The organism is Rhodovulum sp. 12E13, assembly GCF_003340565.1.
GTDB lineage: Bacteria > Pseudomonadota > Alphaproteobacteria > Rhodobacterales > Rhodobacteraceae > HLUCCA09.
In genome coordinates this window covers 290,080-308,782 of the sequence record NZ_QPLK01000002.1, presented here as the reverse complement: position 1 = coordinate 308,782, position 18,703 = coordinate 290,080, and the positions used below count along the sequence as shown (strand labels likewise).

The 18,703-nt window shown below is 70.2% G+C and carries 19 protein-coding genes; 6 read left to right on the top strand and 13 right to left on the bottom strand.

Features of this window, described 5'->3' with window-relative positions:
• Window positions 1–81: 81 nt before the first annotated feature.
• The 3 genes from DLJ49_RS03210 to DLJ49_RS03200 form a co-directional block, all read right to left on the bottom strand.
• The gene (locus DLJ49_RS03210; protein ID WP_115392070.1) at window positions 82–1,191 is read right to left on the bottom strand and encodes an extracellular solute-binding protein; all 1,110 of its coding nucleotides are present in this window, start codon (window positions 1,189–1,191) and stop codon (window positions 82–84) included.
• Between the two features lie 86 nt (window positions 1,192–1,277).
• Window positions 1,278–2,384 (bottom strand): ABC transporter ATP-binding protein, encoded by a 1,107-nt coding sequence (locus DLJ49_RS03205; RefSeq protein ID WP_115392069.1) that lies wholly within the window; start codon window positions 2,382–2,384, stop codon window positions 1,278–1,280.
• Window positions 2,385–2,639: 255 nt separating this feature from the next.
• Window positions 2,640–4,013 (bottom strand): aminotransferase class III-fold pyridoxal phosphate-dependent enzyme, encoded by a 1,374-nt coding sequence (locus DLJ49_RS03200; protein WP_115392068.1) that lies wholly within the window; start codon window positions 4,011–4,013, stop codon window positions 2,640–2,642.
• Between the two features lie 236 nt (window positions 4,014–4,249).
• Between DLJ49_RS03200 and DLJ49_RS03195 the strand changes: the two genes are divergently transcribed.
• The 4 genes from DLJ49_RS03195 (at window position 4,250) to DLJ49_RS03180 (ending at window position 7,428) form a co-directional block, all read left to right on the top strand.
• On the top strand, window positions 4,250–5,434 hold the full coding sequence (locus DLJ49_RS03195) for a M24 family metallopeptidase (protein WP_115392067.1): 1,185 nt from the start codon (window positions 4,250–4,252) through the stop codon (window positions 5,432–5,434).
• Window positions 5,431–6,612: an acetylornithine deacetylase gene (gene argE, locus DLJ49_RS03190; RefSeq protein WP_115392066.1), complete on the top strand. Its 1,182-nt coding sequence runs from the start codon at window positions 5,431–5,433 to the stop codon at window positions 6,610–6,612. Before DLJ49_RS03195 ends, argE begins: the two co-directional genes overlap by 4 nt.
• A gap of 70 nt (window positions 6,613–6,682) precedes the next feature.
• The gene (locus DLJ49_RS03185) at window positions 6,683–6,922 is read left to right on the top strand and encodes a hypothetical protein (protein WP_115392065.1); all 240 of its coding nucleotides are present in this window, start codon (window positions 6,683–6,685) and stop codon (window positions 6,920–6,922) included.
• Window positions 6,923–6,930: 8 nt separating this feature from the next.
• Window positions 6,931–7,428: an NUDIX domain-containing protein gene (locus tag DLJ49_RS03180; protein WP_115392064.1), complete on the top strand. Its 498-nt coding sequence runs from the start codon at window positions 6,931–6,933 to the stop codon at window positions 7,426–7,428.
• Window positions 7,429–7,700: 272 nt separating this feature from the next.
• Here DLJ49_RS03180 and DLJ49_RS03175 read toward each other — a convergent pair whose 3' ends face one another.
• From DLJ49_RS03175 to DLJ49_RS03135, 9 genes are all read right to left on the bottom strand, one after another.
• The gene (locus tag DLJ49_RS03175) at window positions 7,701–8,492 is read right to left on the bottom strand and encodes a creatininase family protein (RefSeq protein ID WP_115392063.1); all 792 of its coding nucleotides are present in this window, start codon (window positions 8,490–8,492) and stop codon (window positions 7,701–7,703) included.
• Entirely contained in the window at window positions 8,489–9,439 is a 951-nt protein-coding gene (locus DLJ49_RS03170) for an isopenicillin N synthase family dioxygenase (protein WP_115392062.1), read from the bottom strand. The genes DLJ49_RS03175 and DLJ49_RS03170 overlap by 4 nt, the downstream gene beginning before the upstream one ends.
• Complete coding sequence (locus tag DLJ49_RS03165; protein ID WP_115392061.1) at window positions 9,436–10,074, bottom strand: NAD(P)H-dependent oxidoreductase; 639 nt, start codon at window positions 10,072–10,074, stop codon at window positions 9,436–9,438. The genes DLJ49_RS03170 and DLJ49_RS03165 overlap by 4 nt, the downstream gene beginning before the upstream one ends.
• Window positions 10,075–10,077: 3 nt before the next feature.
• The gene (locus DLJ49_RS03160; RefSeq protein WP_115392060.1) at window positions 10,078–10,659 is read right to left on the bottom strand and encodes an NAD(P)H-dependent oxidoreductase; all 582 of its coding nucleotides are present in this window, start codon (window positions 10,657–10,659) and stop codon (window positions 10,078–10,080) included.
• A gap of 339 nt (window positions 10,660–10,998) precedes the next feature.
• Window positions 10,999–12,417 carry an FAD-binding oxidoreductase gene (locus DLJ49_RS03155; RefSeq protein ID WP_115392059.1) on the bottom strand — a complete coding sequence of 473 codons (1,419 nt, stop codon included), beginning with the start codon at window positions 12,415–12,417 and terminating at the stop codon, window positions 10,999–11,001.
• A complete protein-coding gene (locus DLJ49_RS03150) occupies window positions 12,414–13,706 on the bottom strand; it encodes a cytosine deaminase (RefSeq protein WP_115392058.1) in 1,293 nt (430 codons plus the stop codon). The genes DLJ49_RS03155 and DLJ49_RS03150 overlap by 4 nt, the downstream gene beginning before the upstream one ends.
• Window positions 13,706–14,584 carry an ABC transporter permease gene (locus DLJ49_RS03145; RefSeq protein ID WP_115392057.1) on the bottom strand — a complete coding sequence of 293 codons (879 nt, stop codon included), beginning with the start codon at window positions 14,582–14,584 and terminating at the stop codon, window positions 13,706–13,708. Before DLJ49_RS03145 ends, DLJ49_RS03150 begins: the two co-directional genes overlap by 1 nt.
• Before the next feature lie 250 nt (window positions 14,585–14,834).
• Complete coding sequence (locus DLJ49_RS03140; RefSeq protein WP_369932448.1) at window positions 14,835–15,650, bottom strand: ABC transporter ATP-binding protein; 816 nt, start codon at window positions 15,648–15,650, stop codon at window positions 14,835–14,837.
• 90 nt (window positions 15,651–15,740) lie between these two features.
• Entirely contained in the window at window positions 15,741–16,751 is a 1,011-nt protein-coding gene (locus DLJ49_RS03135) for an ABC transporter substrate-binding protein (protein ID WP_115392056.1), read from the bottom strand.
• Between the two features lie 229 nt (window positions 16,752–16,980).
• Between DLJ49_RS03135 and DLJ49_RS03130 the strand changes: the two genes are divergently transcribed.
• The gene (locus DLJ49_RS03130) at window positions 16,981–17,382 is read left to right on the top strand and encodes a RidA family protein (protein WP_115392055.1); all 402 of its coding nucleotides are present in this window, start codon (window positions 16,981–16,983) and stop codon (window positions 17,380–17,382) included.
• Between the two features lie 158 nt (window positions 17,383–17,540).
• Here DLJ49_RS03130 and DLJ49_RS03125 read toward each other — a convergent pair whose 3' ends face one another.
• Window positions 17,541–18,176, bottom strand: a complete 636-nt coding sequence (locus DLJ49_RS03125) for a hypothetical protein (protein ID WP_115392054.1) — start codon at window positions 18,174–18,176, stop codon at window positions 17,541–17,543.
• Between the two features lie 93 nt (window positions 18,177–18,269).
• On the opposite strand from DLJ49_RS03125, the gene DLJ49_RS03120 reads away from it, so the two are divergent.
• On the top strand, window positions 18,270–18,677 hold the full coding sequence (locus DLJ49_RS03120) for a DUF4149 domain-containing protein (protein ID WP_115392053.1): 408 nt from the start codon (window positions 18,270–18,272) through the stop codon (window positions 18,675–18,677).
• The last annotated feature ends 26 nt before the right edge of the window (window positions 18,678–18,703 follow it).

Below are 18,703 nucleotides of genomic sequence, written 5' to 3'. Positions count from 1 at the left end.
CGGCCGGCCGCCTTGCGGTCGCCTCCCCGCAAGAGGCGCGGATCCGGGCGCGCGACGGGGGCCGCGCGCCCGGACATCAGATCACTGGGCGAGCCAGGCCTGGAACTTGGCGTCCAGGTCGTCGCGGTAATCCGCCCACCACTCGTAGTTGTAGAGAAGCGTGTTCGCCGCGTTCTCGGGGTCGGTCGGCATGTGCGGCCCCATCTCGATGCCGAGCTCGGCATGGGTCGAGACGAGCGGCGCCGAGCTCTCGCGCGCCGGGCCGTAGCTGATCCACTTGGCCTGGTCGGCAAGGCGCTGCGTGTCGGTCGCGAAGTAGACGAAGTCCTTCACGCGGGCCAGGCGATCCTCGGGCAGGCCCGCGGGGATGATCCAGCCGTCGAGATCGAAGACCTGCATGTCCCAGAGCATCGAGATCGGCTGATCCTGTTCCTCGATCGCCGAGAACCAGCGGCCGTTGTAGGACGAGCCGAGCACGGCCTCGCCGTCGGCCAGCAGCTGCGGCGGCTCGGCGGCGGCCGACCACCAGATCGTCTGGTCCTTGATCGTGTCGAGCTTGGCGAAGGCGCGGTCCTGCCCTTCCTCGGTCTCGAGCACGTCGTAGATGTCTTCCTTGGCGACGCCGTCGCAGTAGAGGGCCCATTCGAGGTTGTTGATCGGGCGCCGCTCCAGCGTGCGGGTGCCGGGGAAGTTCTCGGTGTCGAACAGCGCGCAGACCGTGTCGGGCGTGCCGGTCCAGTCCTCGACGTCGTTGCGGTAGGCGAGCGTCGTCGAATAGACGATCTGCGGGATGTAGCAATCCGACACGATCAGGTCGCCGAAATCGTCCGAGGCGGGGGTGCCGTCGGGCGCGGGCGCGAGGATCTCGTCGTGATCGACCTCCATCGCGAGGCCTTCGTCGCAGAGGCGCATCGCGTCGGCCGCGACCACGTCGACGAGATCCCACGCGATGTTGCCGGCCTCGTTCTGGGCACGCAGCTTGGCCACGGCCTCGGGCGACGACTCGTCCCACGTGATCTCCACGTCGGGGTGCATCGCCTGATACGGCGAGGCATAGGCGTTGACCTGGCTGGCCTGATAAGCGCCACCCCACGAGACGAGCGTCATGGAGTCGGCCATCTCCTGCGCGATCGCCGCTGGCGCGATGGCCAGGGCGGCACCGGTCGAAAGCAGCACTGTCTTCAGCTTCATGGGTTACCTTCCTGTTTTCCTTGATGCCCTTAGGGTGATCTCCGCGCCCCCGGGCAAGGCGCGCGGATGTGCGGGCGCGCCGAGGTTCAGGCGTCGAGCGCCCGGCAATCCTCCGGCAGCCACCCGATCTCGATCTTCTCGCCCCGCTGCAGGCGCCGCTGGTCGGGCGCATTGCGGGTCTTGATGACGAAATCCTCGTTGCCCGCCACGCGCAGCCGCGTGCGGAAGATGTCGCCCATGTAGATGAACTCCAGCACCTCGGCGTGGATCGTGTGCGCGTCGGGCGACAGCCGCTCTCGGTTGTACTCCACCCGTTCGGGCCGGATGGAGACCTGCGTGCGCTCGCCAGGCTGGCTGACATTGACCGGCGTGCAGTCGATGATCTCGCCGTCGTCGAGGCGGACCGTGGCAACCTTGCCGTCGATGTCCTGGACAGTCCCCTGGAGCGTGTTGTTCTCGCCGATGAACTGGGCGACGAAGCTGTTCTCGGGCTTCTCGTAGAGCACGTCCGGCTCGGCCAGCTGCTGGATCTTGCCGTCGTTGAACACCGCCACCCGGTCGGACATCGTCAGCGCCTCGGTCTGGTCGTGCGTGACGTAGACCACCGTGATGCCGATCTCGTGGGCGAGGCGCGTGATCTCGAACTGCATCCGCTCGCGCAACTGCTTGTCGAGCGCGCCCAGCGGCTCGTCCATGAGCACGAGTTCGGGCTCGAACACGAGCGCCCGGGCGAGGGCGATACGCTGCTGCTGGCCGCCTGAAAGCTGGGCGGGGCGGCGACCGCCGAAATCGGCCATCTGCACCATGTCGAGCGCACGCCGGACCTTGGCTTCGCGCTCGTCCTTGCCGATCTTGCGCACCTCGAGCGGGAAGGCGAGGTTCTCCTCCACCGTCATGTGCGGGAACAGCGCGTAGTTCTGGAACACCATCCCGATACCGCGCTTGTGGGGCGGGATGTTGTTGATCGGCTTGCCGTCGAGGCGGATGTCGCCGTGGGTCGCCGTCTCGAACCCCGCCAGCATCATCAGGCAGGTGGTCTTGCCCGATCCCGACGGCCCCAGCATCGTCAGGAACTCGCCCTGAGCGATGTCGAGGTTGAGATCCTTCACGACAAGCGTCTCGCCGTCGTAGCTTTTCTGGACCCGGTCGAAGACGACGAAGTCCGTCTTGCGGTTGCCTGCGTCAAGCGCCACGCATGTCTCCCTGTTGGAGCGGGGCGCTGCCGGGGTCGGCGCACCCTCCTTTGTTGGCAAAAGACCGTATCAGGCTCGGTCAGGGTTTCAAGCCCGCTGACCGGGTGCCAAGCCAACTCATTGAGCGCGCGATTAAATTCTGGGCACACCGCCGCTTTGGGCCGCGCGCGCTCGACTACCTTGGCGGGAGCGGGGCTGTCCGAATGCAGCCTGTGCGAGAGCTCGCCGCTCGGGCGAAAGGCGGCTTGGCGGCGCTCAGCCGCCGAGCACCTCGCGCACCGCGCCAGCGGTCGCCTCGACCACGGTATCGGCCTCCTGGCGCGTCAGGCAGAGCGGCGGCGCGAAGCCGAGGATGTCGCCCTGCGGCATGGCGCGCGCGATCACGCCGCGCCGGCCCATCGCGGCGATCACCTCGCCCGCCGCCGCGCCGACCTTCTCGAAAAAGACCGGCCCCGTCCGGTCCTGCACCAGTTCGACGGCCGTCAGCATGCCGATGCCGCGCACCTCGCCGACATGGGGGTGCGCGCCCAGCGCCTCCTCCATCCGCGCGGTCAGGTACGGCCCCACCTCGGCAGCGTTGGCCACCAGCCCCAGCTCGTCCACGAGATTCAGATTCGCCACGCCCGCCGCCGCGCCGATGGGATGGGCGGAATAGGTCCAGCCATGCCCGAGCGGCCCGAACTCGTCGTTGCCCTGCACCAGCACGTCCCACACCCGCTGCGAGACGATCGAGCCCGACAGCGGCGCATAGGCCGAGGTCAGGCCCTTGGCGATGGTGATGAAGTCTGGCTCAAGCCCGAACGCGGGCGAGGCGAACATGCTCCCCAGCCGGCCGAAGCCCGTCACCACCTCGTCGGCGATCAGCATGATGTCGTGGCGCTTGAGGATCGGCGCGATCGCCTCCCAGTAGCCCTCGGGCGGCGGCACGATGCCGCCCGTGCCCAGCACCGGCTCGGCGATGAAGGCGGCGATGGTGTCGCCCCCCTCGCGGGCGATCAGCGCCTCGAGCTCGGCCGCGCAATGGGCGGTGAACTCGGCCTCGGTCATGTCGCGCTCGGCCCGGCGGTAGTAGTAGGGCGCCTCGGTCCGCAGCACCCGCTCGAGCGGCAGGTCGAACTTGGCGTGGAACGCCTTCAGCCCCGTCAGCGAGCCCGACATCAGGCCCGAGCCGTGATAGGCCCGCTCGCGCGTGATGATCTTCTTCTTCTCGGGCAGGCCGCGGATGTTGTTGTAATACCACAGCAACTTGACGTTGGTGTCGTTCGCGTCGGACCCGCCGAGCCCGAAATAGACCCGCGCCATGTGATCGGGCGCGCGCTCCATCACCATGTGGGCCAGCGTGATCGAGGCCTCGGTGCCGTGGCCGACATAGGCGTGGTAGTAGGCCAGTTCGCGCGCCTGCGCGGCGATGGCCTCGGCGATCTGCGTGCGCCCGTAGCCGACATTGACGCAGTAGAGGCCCGCGAAGGCGTCGAGCAGGCGGGTGCCGTCGCGGTCGGTGACGAACGCGCCCTCGCCGCCGACCATGATCCGCCCCGTGCCCTCGCCACGGGTATGCTTGCCCAGATGCGTCGAGGGGTGGAACAAGCTTTCGCGGTCCCAGGCGTCGAGAATGTCGTTGTCGAGCATGGCGGGGTCCCTGTCCGGCTGTGTAGATATGTCGGCCCTGCCCTAACCGCCCCCGCGCAGAGCTGCGATGCGACACGTTCGAGGGGCGGGCCGGCCGCAGGCCGGGCACAAGGCGTTTGCAAACGCCTTAAACGCGCGGCACCGCGCGTTCAACGCCGTTCCAACGGCGTTGCCCGTCTTGCCGGCGCGGGCGCACGCCGCTACCGGTCGACAGGCCACCCCTCGAAAGGCCCTGCATGCAGATTCCGCCCTTCTCGTCCGCCGAGTACGACCGCCGCCTCGCAGCCGCCCGCGCCGCCATGCACGAGCGCGACCTCGAGGCCATGATCGTCACCGATCCCTCCAACCAGGCCTGGCTGACCGGCTACGACGGCTGGTCGTTCTACGTGCACCAGGCGGTGATCCTGCCGGCCGAGGGCCAGCCGGTCTGGTGGGGCCGGATGCAGGATACCGGCGGCGCCCGCCGTACTGTGGACATCGAGCGCACCGGCATCGTGGGCTACGCCGACCACTACGTGCAGTCGACCGAGCGCCACCCGATGCAGCACCTCTCCGGCACCCTGGCCGATCTCGGCCTCGGCGGCGGCCGCATCGGGGTGGAGATGGACAATTACTACTTCTCCGCCAAGGCGCAACAGGTCCTTTTCGAGACGCTGCCCGCCGCCACCCTCGTCGACGGCACGGGCCTCGTGAACTGGTGCCGCGCCGTGAAATCCGACGAGGAGCTCGACTTCATGCGCCGCGCCGCGCGCATCGCCGAGCGGGTCTGCCAGGTGGCCATCGACATGGCCGCTCCCGGGATCGCCAAGAACGAAGTCGCCGCCGAGGTGACCCGCGCCGGCCTGCTCGGCGTCGGCGAGGACTGGGGCGACTACCCCGCCATCGTGCCGCTGATGCCCTCGGGCTCGGACGCCGCCGCGCCGCACCTGACCTGGAACGGCGACCCGATGCGCGAGGGCGAGGCGACGTTCTTCGAACTCGCCGGCTGCTACCGCCGCTACCACGTGCCGATCGCGCGCACCGTCTTCCTCGGCGATCCGCCCGACCATTTCCGACGAGCCGAGGAGGCGCTGCTCGCCGGCATGGAGGCCGGGATCGACGCCGCCCGGGCCGGCAACCGCGCCTACGACGTGGCCAACGCGCTGGGCGCCGAGCTCGAGCGTGCCGGCATCGAGCGCGCCGCGCGCTGCGGCTATCCCATCGGGCTGTCCTATCCGCCCGACTGGGGCGAGCGCACCATCTCGCTGCGCCCCGAGGACGAGACGGTGCTCGAGGCTGGCATGACCTTTCACTTCATGCCCGGTCTCTGGGTCGAGGATTGGGGCCTCGAGATCACCGAGAGCATCCTGATCCGCGAGGACGGACCGGCCGAGACCTTCTGCTCGATGCCCCGGCAGCTCTTCGTCAAGGGGTCGGCATGAGCTGGCCCCACCCGCGCGAGGGGGCGGCGCCGCTCGAGGTCTGCATCGCCACGCTGGAGCGTCTGGTCGCCTACCCCACCGTATCGGCCGACTCCAACTACGCGCTGATCGCCTATCTCGCCGAGCTGTTGCAGGAGGCGGGCGCGCGCGTCGAGATCCTGTCCGACGCCTCGGCCGCCAAGGCCAATCTCTGGGCCACGCTCGGCCCCGACGAACCGGGCGGCCTCGTGCTTTCGGGCCATACCGACGTGGTGCCGGTCGACGACCAGGACTGGTCGTCGGACCCGTTCATCCTGCGGGAGGAGAGCGGGCGCCTCTACGGGCGCGGCACCTGCGACATGAAGGGCTTCATCGCCGCCTGCATCGCCGCGCTGCCCGCCTTCGCGTCGGGCGAGCGGCGCACCCCGATCCACTTCGCCTTCACCTACGACGAGGAGGTCGGATGCGTCGGCGCGCGGCACCTTGTCGAGCATCTCAGGGCGGTCGGCGCGCAACCCGGCATGGCGCTGATCGGCGAGCCGACGCTCATGCACATCGTCGACGGGCACAAGGGCTGCTGCGAATACACCACGCGATTCAACGGCGCCGAGGGGCACGGCTCGCGCCCCGAGCTGGGCGTCAACGCGGTGGAATACGCCGCGCGCTACGTCGCCCGCCTGATGGCGCTGCGGGCCGAGCTGGCGGCAAGCCCGCCCGCCGGCTCGGCCTTCCTGCCGCCGCACACCACGATCAGCGTGGGCGCGCTGACGGGGGGCGTCGCGCACAATGTCATCCCAGGCCACGCGCAGGTGGACTGGGAGATGCGCCCGGTGGCCTGGGATGACGCGGTCCGCGTCAAGACGGTGCTGGAGCGCTACTGCGCCGAGGAGCTTCTGCCCGAGATGCAGGCCGTCACCCCCGCGGCCGGCATCGAAACCGACGTGATCGGCGAGGTCGCGGCGCTGGAACCGCGCGAGGCCAACGGCGCGCGCGACCTCGTGGCGAGCGTGCTCGGCGCGAACGGAACCGAGCTCGTCTCCTTCGGCACGGAGGCAGGCCTGTTCCAGGAGATCGGGCTCGACGCGGTGGTCTGCGGCCCGGGGTCGATCGAACAGGCCCACAAGCCCGACGAATGGATCGCGGTGAGCGAGCTGGAGCGGGCGCTGAGCCTGCTGCACGGCATCGCGGCCAAGGTGTGACGACCGGCAGCGCCGGGGCCTCCTGCAAAAGGGGTATGACAGCGCGCGGGCGGGCCGCTAGGCTGCGGCCATGTTCACGATAGAGCACGAATTCGACGCGACCGTGATCACCCTGGTCGACGAGGGGTCAGCGCCCCTGGGCGAGGACGTGACGATCCACGCCTTCGAGGAATGCGTGACGGTCGAGCAGCTCGACCCGCGCACCGACCGGGTGCAGAAAGTCACGCTGTCGATGCGCCAGCTGCAGGATCTGCGCGCGGCCATGAACCTGCCCGAAGGCGTCTATCGCCTGCGCCCCGCGCGCCGCTGAGCGGCAGCATGAGCGGGGAGACAGGAGGACAGGGCCTGTCGCATCCCACCGGGATCGACCGGCGCCCCGGGCCACGGCTCGCGGTGCGGGCCGTGATCGTGTCATGCGGGCGGCTTCTGATCGTCAACGCATGGCCCGGCGGCCAGAGCGACCTGTGGTGCGCGCCGGGCGGCGGTGTCGAGGCGGGCGCGGCGCTGCCCGACAATCTCGCCCGCGAGGTGCACGAGGAGACGGGGCTCGACATCGTGGTCGACGCGCCGTGCCTCGTGAACGAGTTCCACGACCCCGCCAGCGGCTTCCACCAGGTAGAGATCTTCTTCCGCTGCCGCCTTGCGGGCAGCACGTCACTCCCGTCGGGCTGGCGCGACCCCGAAGGCGTGGTCGACCGCGCACGCTGGGCGAGCCGCGCCGAGCTGGCGCGCCTGCGCCACAAGCCCGACAGCCTTGCCGAGATCGCCTTCGGCGCGGGGGTCGGCTACGATCCGCTCGAACTGCTGCAAGAATGACCCGCGCGCCAGCGTGCCCGCCTTCGCGGCGAGCCCGGCCCGGGTCCGGCGCTGTCCCGACCCGCCGCATCGCGGCCGGCGAGGGCAGAGTGGCCTCGTTGACGGTCACGCCACGGCCGCAGGAGGGGGGGGTGCCCGCTCGCACCTGCGGCAGCGCCAGGCCCGACGGAACCGAGGGGCACCGGCACCGAGCGGCCGGGCGCACCCGGTTGGCCCAGACCCCTGGCTCCTGGCTCCTGGCTCCTGGCTCCTGGCTCCTGGCTCCTGGCTCCTCAGACCGGCGGGACGACCGGCGCGAACCGGTCAAGCGGCATGTCACGCACCTTGCGCAGCAACTCGACGAACCCCGCCACATGGTGGGCGCAGGTCGCCGCGCCCTTCTCGGCGGTCGCCAGATGCGCGTCGCCCACGGTGCCCTCGGGGTTGAGGTCGCGCGCCATCCAGCCATGCGAAATCGGCCCGACGGGAGAGATCGCCGCCCCCTCCGCCGCCGAGCGGAAATCCGCGGCCGCCGCCATGTCCACGAGGTGGGGCCGGAAATGAAGCATCAGCGACGTCTCCACGTCGCCGCCATGAATTCCGTAGGTCGTCTCGCGCTCCGAATACATCCCCTCCGGGTGTCCGAACGCCCCCCACTGGCACTTCACCGCCAGCATCCCCGCCCGCACCCGGAGCTCGCGCGAGAGGATCGACACGAGGTCGAGGTTCCCCCCGTGCGAATTGACGATCACGATCTTGCGCACGCCCGCCCGCGCGACCGACAGCCCGATCTGCGTCCACGCCGCGAGCGCCGTGGGCGCGTCGAGCGTCAGCGTGCCCGCCGCGTCGAGATGCTCGTTCGACTTGCCCACCGCCTGCACCGGCAGGATGCGCAGGTCGAGATCGTCGGGGCAGACCCGCCGGACCTCGCCCAGCATGCCGTGCGCGATCATCGTGTCGACCCCCACCGGCAGGTGCGGCCCGTGCTGCTCGATCGCCGCGGTGGGCAGCACCGCGATCACTCGCTCGGGGTCGAGCCCCGCGAACTCCGTCCGGCGATACTCGGCCCAGTCCAGCCGCCTCACCCCTGCCCCTCCGCATAGGTCGCCTCGAGCCGCGAGCGCAGGTAGTCGGCCCCTGTGACCGCCTGGTATTTCGGCGTCCCCGTGCCCGGCAGGGCCGCGATCAGCGCGTCCGGATTGGGGTCGAGGAAGAAGGCGACCGACCGGCGCCGCCGCGCGGGCGGCAACACGCGGTGGGGCGTCGAGATGTAGGTGTCGTTCGACCAGCGCATCAGACAGTCGCCGATGTTGACCACGTAGGCATCCTCGACATGCGGCACGTCCACCCAGTCGCCGCCGCGCAGGCGCACCTGCAGCCCCGGCTCCCCGTCGGTCAGCAGCAGCGTGACCGAGCCGTAATCGGTATGCGCCCCGGCGCCGATCTCGCCCGCCTCGCCCCGTGCGGGCGGGTAGTGCAACAGGCGCAGGGTCGCCATGGGCGCCGTGAACTTGTCGTCGAAGAACGTCTCCTCGAGCCCGAGGTCGATCGCGAGCGCCTTGTGCAGCACCACCCCGAGGTTCTGCACCGACTGGTAATAGCGCAGCATCACGTCGCGAAACCCCGGGATGGGAGGCCAGAGGTTCACGCCGCGAAAGGGCTCGCCCGCCAGCACCCGCGGGTCGCGCGGTGCCAGGTCGAACCCGATGTTGAACGCCTCCTTGCGGTCGACCTGCCCGCTCGTCTCGTCGAGCCGCTCCGAACCCATGGCCGCCCAGCCGCGGTTGTGCGGGTTGGTGGCGATCGACAGCTTCGCCTTGTCCGCCTCGGCCATGCCGAAGAAGTCGTCGGCATGGGCAAAGACGTCGGCGATCAGCCCGTGGTCTATCCCGTGATGGCGCAACAGGAAGAAGCCGGTTCCGCGGCAGGCGGCCGACAGGTCGGCGACGAACCCCCACGGGTCGTCCCCCCCGGCGAAGCGGCGCCAGTCGAGCACCGGAATCGGCGAGATCGCCGCCGCGCCGCCGCTCATGCCGGCACCTCCTGCCGCCGCACCCCCGCGCGCCGGCCGCGCCGTGCCAGCCGGTCCACCGCGCGGCCGACCCGCGCAAGGTGCCGCGCCCGGCTCTCGGGCGTCGAGCTGTCCATCGAGTAATGCGCGGCGAAGGCCGTGCGCAGAGGCTTGGCGCAAAGCAGGCCCACCCCGCGCAGGAGCGTCTGGCGCCCCGGCGCCCCTACCCAGCGCGTCAGCCACCAGCTCGCCCCGCAGGTGGTGAAGACGCCGAGCCGGCGGATGTGGGTGAGCGCGGGCCGGATGTCGCGATGGCTCTCGTCGGGCATCAGGAAGGCGACATCGGGCAGAAGCACGCGATCGAGCCAGCCCTTGAGCGCCGCGGGCAGACCATACCACCAGGTGGGGTAGACGAACACCAGCGTGTCGCACCAGCGCAGGTCGGCCACGTCGCGCGCCACGGCCTCGGCATTGGCGGGGCTGTCGAGATATGCCTCCCACTCCGCACCCGTCAGGACGGGCGCGAAGCCGCGCGCGTACAGGTCACTCACCCGTACCTCGGCGCCCGCCGCCTCGAGCCGCGCCACGACGGTGTCGCGCACCGCAGCGGTGAAGCTGCCCTCCCGCGGGTGACAATGGACGACCAGCGCGCGCATGTCTCAGAATACCTCCATCTCCCGCCCGACCCGGTCGAGAAAGGCGGCCCGCCGCGCCGTGCTCGCCCGGTTCATGTCGTAGAGCGCGAGATATCGCATCTTGCGCGGGCGGCAAACATGCCAGACCGCCCGGGTGACGCAATGCCGGGGCGGGTCGCCCGCAAGCAGCGCCCTGACCCGCGTGCCGCCATAGGTCGTGACCGCCGCAAGCCGACGGATATGCGTCAGGTTCGGCCGCACCCTGCCGTCTTCCAGCCGGAACGACACCCCGGGCAGGAACACCCGGTCGAGGAACCCCTTGAGGATCGCCGGATAGCCGAAGTTCCACACCGGAAACACCATCACCAGCGCCTCGGCCGCCCGCAGGCGCTCGACATACCCGGCCACGGGCGCGATGTTCGGCCCCACCTCGTGATAGCCCCGCCGCTCCGCCTCGGTCAGCACCGGCTGGAAACCTTCGGCGTTCAGATCGCAATCGTCCACCTCCCAGCCGCGCCCCGCGAGCGTCTCGACCACCCGCCCGTGCAGCGCCGCCGAAAAGCTCTCCGGACAGGGATGGGCGAAGAGCACGAGCGCCCGCGTCATGCCCCGCCCCCGGCCGCTGCCCGGGCCGCGAGGGCGGACGCCTCCGGCGGGAGTATTTGGGCCAAGATGATGGAGCTCGCGCAAGGTTTCCTTAACCAACAGTCGCCATTTTCGCCAGCGCGGTACAGGCTGGAGAGCCGATGACCGCCCAAGGTGATGGACCGGCACAGGGCAGCCCCCGGCCGGACATGCCGCGCTCCGGCCCCCTCGGGCAGCGCCGAGCGACCACCCCCTCGGGGCCGGGGCGCCCCCCTTCCATCATCTTGGCCGAAATATTCTCGGGGGAGTCGCCCGGAACGGGCGACGGGGGGCAGACGGCCCCCCGGCGACGGCTGACGCTCATTGCGCCGCCTGCATTCGGGGATAGGCATACATGCGGGCGAAATCCCAATCCGGGTCGTCCCAGGCGATCATCTTGCCGGGGTTGAGCAGGCCCTTGGGATCGGCCTCGCGCTTGAAGGCGAGCTGGCGGTCGTCGACCGTCTGGCGCCCGCCCTCCTCGAGCGTGTAGCGGTGCGGGTTGAAGATCATCGCGCCGGCCTCCTCGTGGGCGCGCACGATCTCGTCGAGCCGCTCCTCGGTGGTGAACCTGACCAGCGTCAGCCCGGCGAACATGCACTTGCCGCCCTCGCGGATCACCTCGAGGTGCTGAAGGAGTTCGGGCGAGAACCGGCGGCGGATTTCCTCGACCTTCTCCAGATGGGTCGGGTAACCGTAGCGCACCTGCAGATAGGTGATCGAGGGATCGACCTTGAGCGCGCGCAGGGTCGTGTGGTTCCAGCCGTATTCGAAGACCGGGCCGGGCGACTTCGCCCAGCCCGTCTCGTCATCCGAGCGATAGATCAGCCGCGCCTCGGGCCGGCGGCCGAGGAAGGTGAGGAAGCCATCCATCGAGTGCGGGGCGGCCATCAGCGCCACAAGGTGGGTGCCCTCGCCCACGTGCGGGCGGACGCGCTGGAAGTAGTCGTGCGCCACGGGCGCCTCGAAGACGGTGGCGAGCTTGATCAGGATGCCGTCCTCGTTCGCCACGTCCTGGGCGAACTTCGCCCCCGCAGGGAAGTCGTCGAAGGCCACGAACAGCCCCGTCCAGTCGTAGGCGGGCGCGAGCGGCATCTCGATCTCGGTGATGATCCCGTTCGTGCCGTAGGCGTGGGAGACGCGCGCCAGCTCCTCGCCGCGGAACTCGAGCACGCGCGGCTCTTCCTCCATCGTCACCACCCGCAGGCGGATGATGTTGCCGAGATCGCGCAAGGATCCCCACGTGCAGGAGCCGACACCGCCCGAGCCGCCGGCGATGAAGCCGCCGATCGTGGCCGTGGCCCAGGTGGAGGAGAACATGCGCAGCTCCTGCCCCGAGTCGGCGATGCAGTGGGCGTCGAGATCCCTCAGCAGGATGCCGGGCTCGCAGATCACGCGGCCCGGCGCGACCTCCTTCACCCTGTCCATGTTCTTGAGGTGCAGGATGCAGCCGCCTGCCAGCGGCATGGCCTGCCCGTAATTGCCGGTGCCTGCCCCGCGCGTCGTGACCGGCACGTCGTGAGCGTAGCAGACCTTGAGCACCTCGATGACCTCGGCCTCGGAGCGGGGCGCCACGGCGAAATCCCCCGCGACGTGATCGAGCCGGTCCTTCAGCACGGGGGAGTACCAGAAGAAGTCGCGGCTCTTGGCCTTCACCGAGGTCGGGTTCTCGTCGATCTCGAGATGCGACAGCGCGGCCTTCGCCGCGGCGACGTTCGGGGACAGGTCGAGCGGGCTCATCGGGCGGTCTCCGTCACGTGGGTCTTCTTCTGCATCAGGTCGTCCAGTTCGGAATAGTCGGGCAGGGTCGTGTCGATGGCGCGGCCCGCGCGCAGCACGATCCGGTCGGCCTGCGGGCGGGCGAAGAGCTCGGTCCACTCGCGCGCGCGGCAGATCACGAGGTCGGCCGGTGCGCCGGGGGCGAGAGAGGGCGCGTCGACGCCGCAGGCGCGGGCGGGAGCGGCCAGGAACGCCTCGGGCCAGTCGTCGCGCGCGTGGTCGAGATGGCCGATGCGGGTCGCCTGACGCATCACCTCCAGCATGTCCATGTCGCCGTAGGCGTAGAACGGATCGCGCGTGTTGTCCGAGGCGAAGGCGACGGGGATGCCGCGCGCCCGCATCTCGTGGACGAGCGTGATGCCCCTGTTGCGCGGGGTGCGGCCGGCCTGCCTGTCCTGCAGGTAGAGGTTGCACATGGGCAGCGAGACGACGTGCAGCCCCGCCTCGGCCACGAGGTCGAGCGTGTCCATCGCGCGCGCCTCGTCCTGCGCGGAGAGCGAGCAGCAATGGCCCACCACCACGGGCGCAGCGAAGCCGGTCTCGAGCACCGTCTCGGCGATGGCGCGCAGGGTCTCGGAGCCGGGGTCCATCGTCTCGTCGACGTGGAAATCGGCCGACAGCCCCCGGGCCTCGGCCATGCGGAAGAAGGCGCGGAGCGAATCGCGCAGGCCCGGCACCGGGTAGGTGACCATGCCGAGCACGCCGCCCGCCGCCGCCACGAGGTCGGCAGTGTGCGCGAAGGCGCCGTGCTCGGAGAAGCTGTCGATCCCGATCAGGCAGACGCCCTGCAGCTCGATCCGCCCGGCCCACTCGGCACGCAGGTCGCGGAAGACGGGCCACGAGATGTCGTCCTGCGGGGCGCGCGAGTCGATATGGGTGCGGATGGCACGCGTGCCGTGGGCATGGGCGCAACGGAGGGAGAAGTCGGCGCGGCGGGCGACGTCGTCGGCCGACCAGTTGGCCTCGGTATCCGCGCGCACCGTCTCGAGCGCGCCCATGAAGGTGCCGTCGGGGTTGGGTGCGCGGCCCCAGATATGGCCCTTGTCGAGATGGGTGTGCATGTCGACGAAGGCCGGAAAGACCATCGCGCCGCCCATGTCGACCTCGGCGCCCCCTCCCTCGGCGATCCGGCCGCCCGCGATCGACAGGTCGATGCGGGTCAGCCCGCCCGGCTGGCCGAGCAGGCAGGCGGGCACGGTCAGGTTGGTCAGCCGCAGCGGGCCGTCGGGGAGGGTGCGGAAGGGGGCCATCACGTCTCGCGCTTGACGGCGCTCTCGTGCCACTTGCGCAGCAGGAGGTGCGAGACGAGCGACAGCGCGGCGAAGATGAACACGCCCATCGCCGCGACGAGGGAGAGGGCCGCGAACATCCGCGCGATGTTGAGCCGGTAGCCCGCCTCCTGGATGCGGAAGGCGAGGCCCGAGCCGATTCCGCCCGTGCCGGCCACGAGCTCTGCCACCACCGCGCCGATCAGCGACAGGCCGCCCGCGATGCGCAGGCCGCCGAGGAAGTAGGGCAACGCCGAGGGGAGCTGCAGGTGGACGAGCCGCTGCCACCGGCTCGCTCGGTAGATCTTGAATAGGTCGCGCAGGTTGTGGTCGACCGAGTTCAGCCCCAGCGTGGTCGACGACAGCACCGGAAAGAACGCCACGATCCAGGCGCAGATCAGCATGCCGGCGATCTTGCTCTCGACATAGATGAAGATCAGCGGCGCGATGGCGACGACGGGCGTCACCTGCAGGATCACCGCGTAGGGGTAGAAGCTCATCTCGAGCATCCGAGACTGGTTGAACAGGATCGCCAGCCCCGCGCCCCCCAGCACGGCGAGGATCAGCGCCATGAAGGTGATGCGGAAGGTGAGCCACGCCGCATCCATCAGCATCGCCCGGTCGTTGACCAGGCTCTCCCACACGAGGCCCGGGCCGGGCAGGATGTAGTGCGGGATCTCGTTGACGGTCACGACCCGGTGCCATCCCCAGATCGCCAGGACCATGACGAGCGCCGGCAGCGTCCACCGCGCGATCCTCTCGATGCGTCGGGTGCGGGCGCGGCGGGCTTCCTCGGCATCGATCTGCGCCGGGGGGGCATTGCCGTCGGGCACGTGGCGGGCGTCTTCGGCAATGCTCATGGGGCCGCCCTCCGGTGGCGCGCGTGGAGCCGTGCGTATTTGGAACAGAAAGAAGCCGGGGGCGCGAGGCGGACGGGACCGAGGCCCGCGGAGAACGGCTGCGGTGGTTGGGTCGGAGCGCGGTCGGGCGCCGCCGGGCGCGGCCGCGCGCGCCCCGCCCTGGCGGGGTGCGCGCCGGGCCCAACGACGCGAGGCGCCGGACGGCGCCGAGCGGAGGCGGGAGCGCCCCCGGCGGGCGGGTCGGCGCGCATCATGCGGCGTCTCCCATCGCCTCGTGCAGCGCCGCCGAGGCGGCGCGGCAATGGGCGGCGTAGTCGGCCGATGTCCGGAAGTCCTCGTCTCGGGGATAGGGCTCGTCGACCCCGAGCTCGCGGATCACCCGGCCCGGGCGCGCGGCCATCACCACGATCCGGTCCGAGAGGAAGACCGACTCGAAGACGGAATGGGTGACAAAGATCACCGTGCAGCCGATCCTGGCCTTCAGCTGCAGGAGGTCGTTGTTGAGCTTAAAGCGGGTGATCTCGTCGAGCGCGGCGAAGGGCTCGTCCATGAGGATCAGGCGGGGATGGGTGACCATCGCCCGCGCGATCGACACGCGCATCTTCATGCCGCCCGACAGCTCGCGCGGGTAGGCGTTCATGAAACGCCCGAGGCCGACGAGGTCGAGCGCCTCCTTCACCTCGTCCCTGGCCGCGGCGAAGGACTTGCCGCGAAGGCGGAAGGGCAGCCAGACGTTCTGGGCCACGGTCGCCCAGGGCATCAGCGTCGGCTCCTGGAAGACCACGCCGAGGTCGCCGGGGTGAAAGCCGCCCTGCCACTCGATCCGGCCCGCGGTGGGCGGCATCAGGTCGGCGATCAGGCGCAGCGCGGTGGACTTGCCGCAGCCCGACGGACCGAGGAGCGAGATGAAATCGCCCTCGCGCACCTCGAGCTCCATGCCCTCGAGCGCCACCACGTCGGCGCCGAACACCTTGTCGACGCCCGACATGGTCAGAACGCGGGAGCGGCCGGAGACGGCCCGGGCGGCGTGCTGCGGTCTCGAATGGGGCGCGGGCTGGGCTGTCATCGCACTGCTTCGGGGGCTGGGGGCGCGCGGCGGGAGAAGAGGGGAAGGCAGGCGCCGCGCGGGCGCCCGCCTCGACGAAGGCGCTCTCCGTCAGTTGGTCGGGCGCAGGTCCATGCCGACCTGCTTGTTGGTGAAGTCGAGCGTGTAGGCGGCCTGCCAGTCGAGACCGTCCTCGATCACGCCGGCATCGACCATCTTCTGGTAGAAGTCGCCGATCACCGCGTCGGTCATGGCGCCGACGCCAAGCTCCATCGCGTCGCCCGAGTCCACGATGCCCTGCTCGCGCATCATGTTCTTGGCGAAGTCGATCTTGTCCTGCGTCATGTCGGGGTTGGCTTCCTTGATCAGCTCGTCGGCCGCGGCGCTGTCGCCGTAAAGGTAGTTGTACCAGCCCGTCAGCGAGCCGTCGACGAAGCACTCGACCACCTCGGGGCGCTCGTCGATCGTGGCCTGCATCGTCTCGATCGTCGTGGCGTAGGAGGAATAGCCGTTGTCGGCGATGAGGAAGACGTTGGGCGCCCAGCCCGTCTCTTTCTCGACGGCGTAGGGCTCGGACGAGAGATAGCCCTGCATGCCCTTGCGCGGGTCGGCGATGAACGGGGCGGGGTTGAACGTGTAGGGCTCGCGCTGCTCTTCGGTGAAGCCGTGGGCGGCGATCATCCACTGGTAGTAGCTGGTGAAGCCGTTGTCGCCGATGAGCAACGTCAGGTCCTTCAGCTCTTCCCAGCTGTCGGCCTCGCCGGGATGGGCAAGGATCACCTGCGGGTGCTTCTGGAAGATGGCGGCGACGGCGACGACGGGAATGTCTTCCTTCACCGCGTTGAAGGCCTGCAGCATGTCGCCGCCCATGTGGAAGTCGATCCGCCCGGCGAGCATCAGCGCGCGATTGTTCACCTGCGGGCCGCCCGAGATGATCTCGACGTCGAGGCCGCACGCGGCATAGGTGCCGTCGGCCACCGACTGGTAGAAGCCGCCGTGCTCGGCCTGCGCCAGCCAGTTCGTGCCGAACACCACCGGCGTCAGGTCGTCCTGCGCCTGAGCGGCGGTCGCGGTGACAAGGGCCGCGGCGAGCAGCGCGGCCGCGGAGGTGGTCGTTTTCATCGTCGTCTCCCCATTGGCGTCGATCTTGGCCGACAAGCTAGCGGGCGGCCCGCCCGCGCGCAGGGAGGAGGCCCGGCCCGGCCGAAAGGCTACGGCAAATTGCGTAACAGGACAGCAGAAATGTGCCCCTCTGCCGAATTTCCAGGCATCCGACCTCGGCAAGGGGGGAGGGTCTGGCGCCGGGCGGCGGTGCGCGGCAGACAGGGCGGGAAGGAAGGAGGCCCGAACGATGCCCCACAGGATGCTCGCGCCCTCCGCGATTCGGCCGCCCTTTGCGCGCTACGCCCATGGCGTCGAGGTGCCGGCGGGCCAGCGTCTGGTGGTCGCCTCCGGCCAGCTCGGGATCGCCAGCGACGACACGATACCCGAGGGCGCCGAGGCGCAGGCGGATCTCTGCTTCGCCGCCTGCGGCGCGATCCTCGCCGAGGCGGGGATGGGGCCGGGCGATGTCATCCGGATAAACGCCTTCGTCACCGACCGGGCACATATGGCGGGCTACATGGCGGCGCGCGACCGCTGGCTGTCGACCCGCCCCGACGACGCCCTTCCCGCGTCGACGCTGGTGATCGTGGCAGGCTTCACCCGCCCGGAGTTCCTCGTCGAGGTCGAGGTGACGGCGGCGGCGCCCTAGCACGGCCCCTGGATCGGGCGCCGGCTCGACCGGCGGCCTCCCTCGGACGGGCAGCACGCGGCGCCTGCGGCCCGCGCGAGCTTCATGTGTCGGCCCCTCCCGGCCCGCCCCTCGGTCGCCGGCCGAACAGGGGCCGGACCGGGCACGACCGCCCCCGCCTACGGCAATTCGCCGTCGGCGGCGCGCCCCTGCCGGCGCGCCTCGAGCCAGCGGTTGAGCGCGCGGCGCCGACGCCATCCCGTCACCTGCCTCGCGCGGACGCTCTCGGGCACCATCAGGCGGGGATGGTCCGGGTCGATCGAGAACCCGCGCCGGGAGGCGCAGATCTTGTTGCGCGCGGCCACGGCGAAGATCGCCACGAGGTCGAAGCGGTCGACCTCTTCGATCCCGATCCCGCTATCGCGACCGAGGGCGCGGCGGATCAGAGTGTCGAAGGTTCCCAGGTTCTGGATCGCCCCGCTCTCGAGCGGTCCCTGGTTCGTCGCACGAAGCGCGTCGGTGTCGTCGCTGGTGTGTTCCGGCTCGACGTCGGTGATTGCCGCCACGGCGACGCGATCACCTGCCTCGACACGGATCGCCACGTCCATGACGTAGATCGGCTCCATCCCGAGGTTGGACAGGAAACACGATTGCCGCAGGCCCCGCCCGGCGCCGGTGTTGATCAGCAGCACGGGCCGGCGCTGGTGGCGCAGGTTCGTCAGCAGGAGTTGCAGGTAGGCGAGCCAGACCACAGCCGTCAGGGCGGACAGAACGACCTGAAGGGCGCCGGAGTATTCGCTGAGCCACGCGAGCATCGCTCTCTCAAGCCCGTGAGGCGCGGCCCTGTTCCGCCTTGCCTGCCGCCCTGGCGCGCTATCCTCCCCCACGTCGAAACGGGGAGGACGGACATGGAGATCGCGGCCCTTCTGCTCACCGCCACGCTGTTCGGCGGCATGGTGCTCTACTCGTTCGGCTTCGCGCCGTTCCTGTTCCGCGAACTCTCGCCCGCGCAGGCGGGCCCGCTGATCCGGGCGGCCTTTCCGCATTACTACCTGTTCGTGATCATGGGCGCGCTGGCGGCAGGGCTCGTGCTGACGGCGGTCGATACCCGCGCCGTCGCGCTGATGGGGTGGGTCGCCGCGCTCGGCGTGCTGTCGCGGCAGGTGCTGATGCCGCAGATCAACGCGGCACGCGACGCCGAGCTGGCGGGCGAGACGGTGGCACGGTCGCGCTTCGCCGCGCTGCACGGGGTGTCTGTGGCGATAAACTTCGTCCAGCTCGGGTTGATCGGCTGGGTGCTGGTGCGCTTCCTCTGACCTTCCTCTGCCGGGCGCCTTCGGCT

Bases quoted from the DNA above. Each gene is read 5' to 3' on its own strand.
- DLJ49_RS03210 (WP_115392070.1), bottom strand. From the start codon at position 1,191: ATGAAGCTGAAGACAGTGCTGCTTTCGACCGGTGCCGCCCTGGCCATC.
- DLJ49_RS03200 (WP_115392068.1), bottom strand. From the start codon at position 4,013: ATGCTCGACAACGACATTCTCGACGCCTGGGACCGCGAAAGCTTGTTC.
- DLJ49_RS03195 (WP_115392067.1), top strand. From the start codon at position 4,250: ATGCAGATTCCGCCCTTCTCGTCCGCCGAGTACGACCGCCGCCTCGCA.
- argE (WP_115392066.1), top strand. From the start codon at position 5,431: ATGAGCTGGCCCCACCCGCGCGAGGGGGCGGCGCCGCTCGAGGTCTGC.
- DLJ49_RS03185 (WP_115392065.1), top strand. From the start codon at position 6,683: ATGTTCACGATAGAGCACGAATTCGACGCGACCGTGATCACCCTGGTC.
- DLJ49_RS03180 (WP_115392064.1), top strand. From the start codon at position 6,931: ATGAGCGGGGAGACAGGAGGACAGGGCCTGTCGCATCCCACCGGGATC.
- DLJ49_RS03170 (WP_115392062.1), bottom strand. From the start codon at position 9,439: ATGAGCGGCGGCGCGGCGGCGATCTCGCCGATTCCGGTGCTCGACTGG.
- DLJ49_RS03165 (WP_115392061.1), bottom strand. From the start codon at position 10,074: ATGCGCGCGCTGGTCGTCCATTGTCACCCGCGGGAGGGCAGCTTCACC.
- DLJ49_RS03160 (WP_115392060.1), bottom strand. From the start codon at position 10,659: ATGACGCGGGCGCTCGTGCTCTTCGCCCATCCCTGTCCGGAGAGCTTT.
- DLJ49_RS03155 (WP_115392059.1), bottom strand. From the start codon at position 12,417: ATGAGCCCGCTCGACCTGTCCCCGAACGTCGCCGCGGCGAAGGCCGCG.
- DLJ49_RS03150 (WP_115392058.1), bottom strand. From the start codon at position 13,706: ATGGCCCCCTTCCGCACCCTCCCCGACGGCCCGCTGCGGCTGACCAAC.
- DLJ49_RS03145 (WP_115392057.1), bottom strand. From the start codon at position 14,584: ATGAGCATTGCCGAAGACGCCCGCCACGTGCCCGACGGCAATGCCCCC.
- DLJ49_RS03140 (WP_369932448.1), bottom strand. From the start codon at position 15,650: ATGACAGCCCAGCCCGCGCCCCATTCGAGACCGCAGCACGCCGCCCGG.
- DLJ49_RS03135 (WP_115392056.1), bottom strand. From the start codon at position 16,751: ATGAAAACGACCACCTCCGCGGCCGCGCTGCTCGCCGCGGCCCTTGTC.
- DLJ49_RS03130 (WP_115392055.1), top strand. From the start codon at position 16,981: ATGCCCCACAGGATGCTCGCGCCCTCCGCGATTCGGCCGCCCTTTGCG.
- DLJ49_RS03125 (WP_115392054.1), bottom strand. From the start codon at position 18,176: ATGCTCGCGTGGCTCAGCGAATACTCCGGCGCCCTTCAGGTCGTTCTG.
- DLJ49_RS03120 (WP_115392053.1), top strand. From the start codon at position 18,270: ATGGAGATCGCGGCCCTTCTGCTCACCGCCACGCTGTTCGGCGGCATG.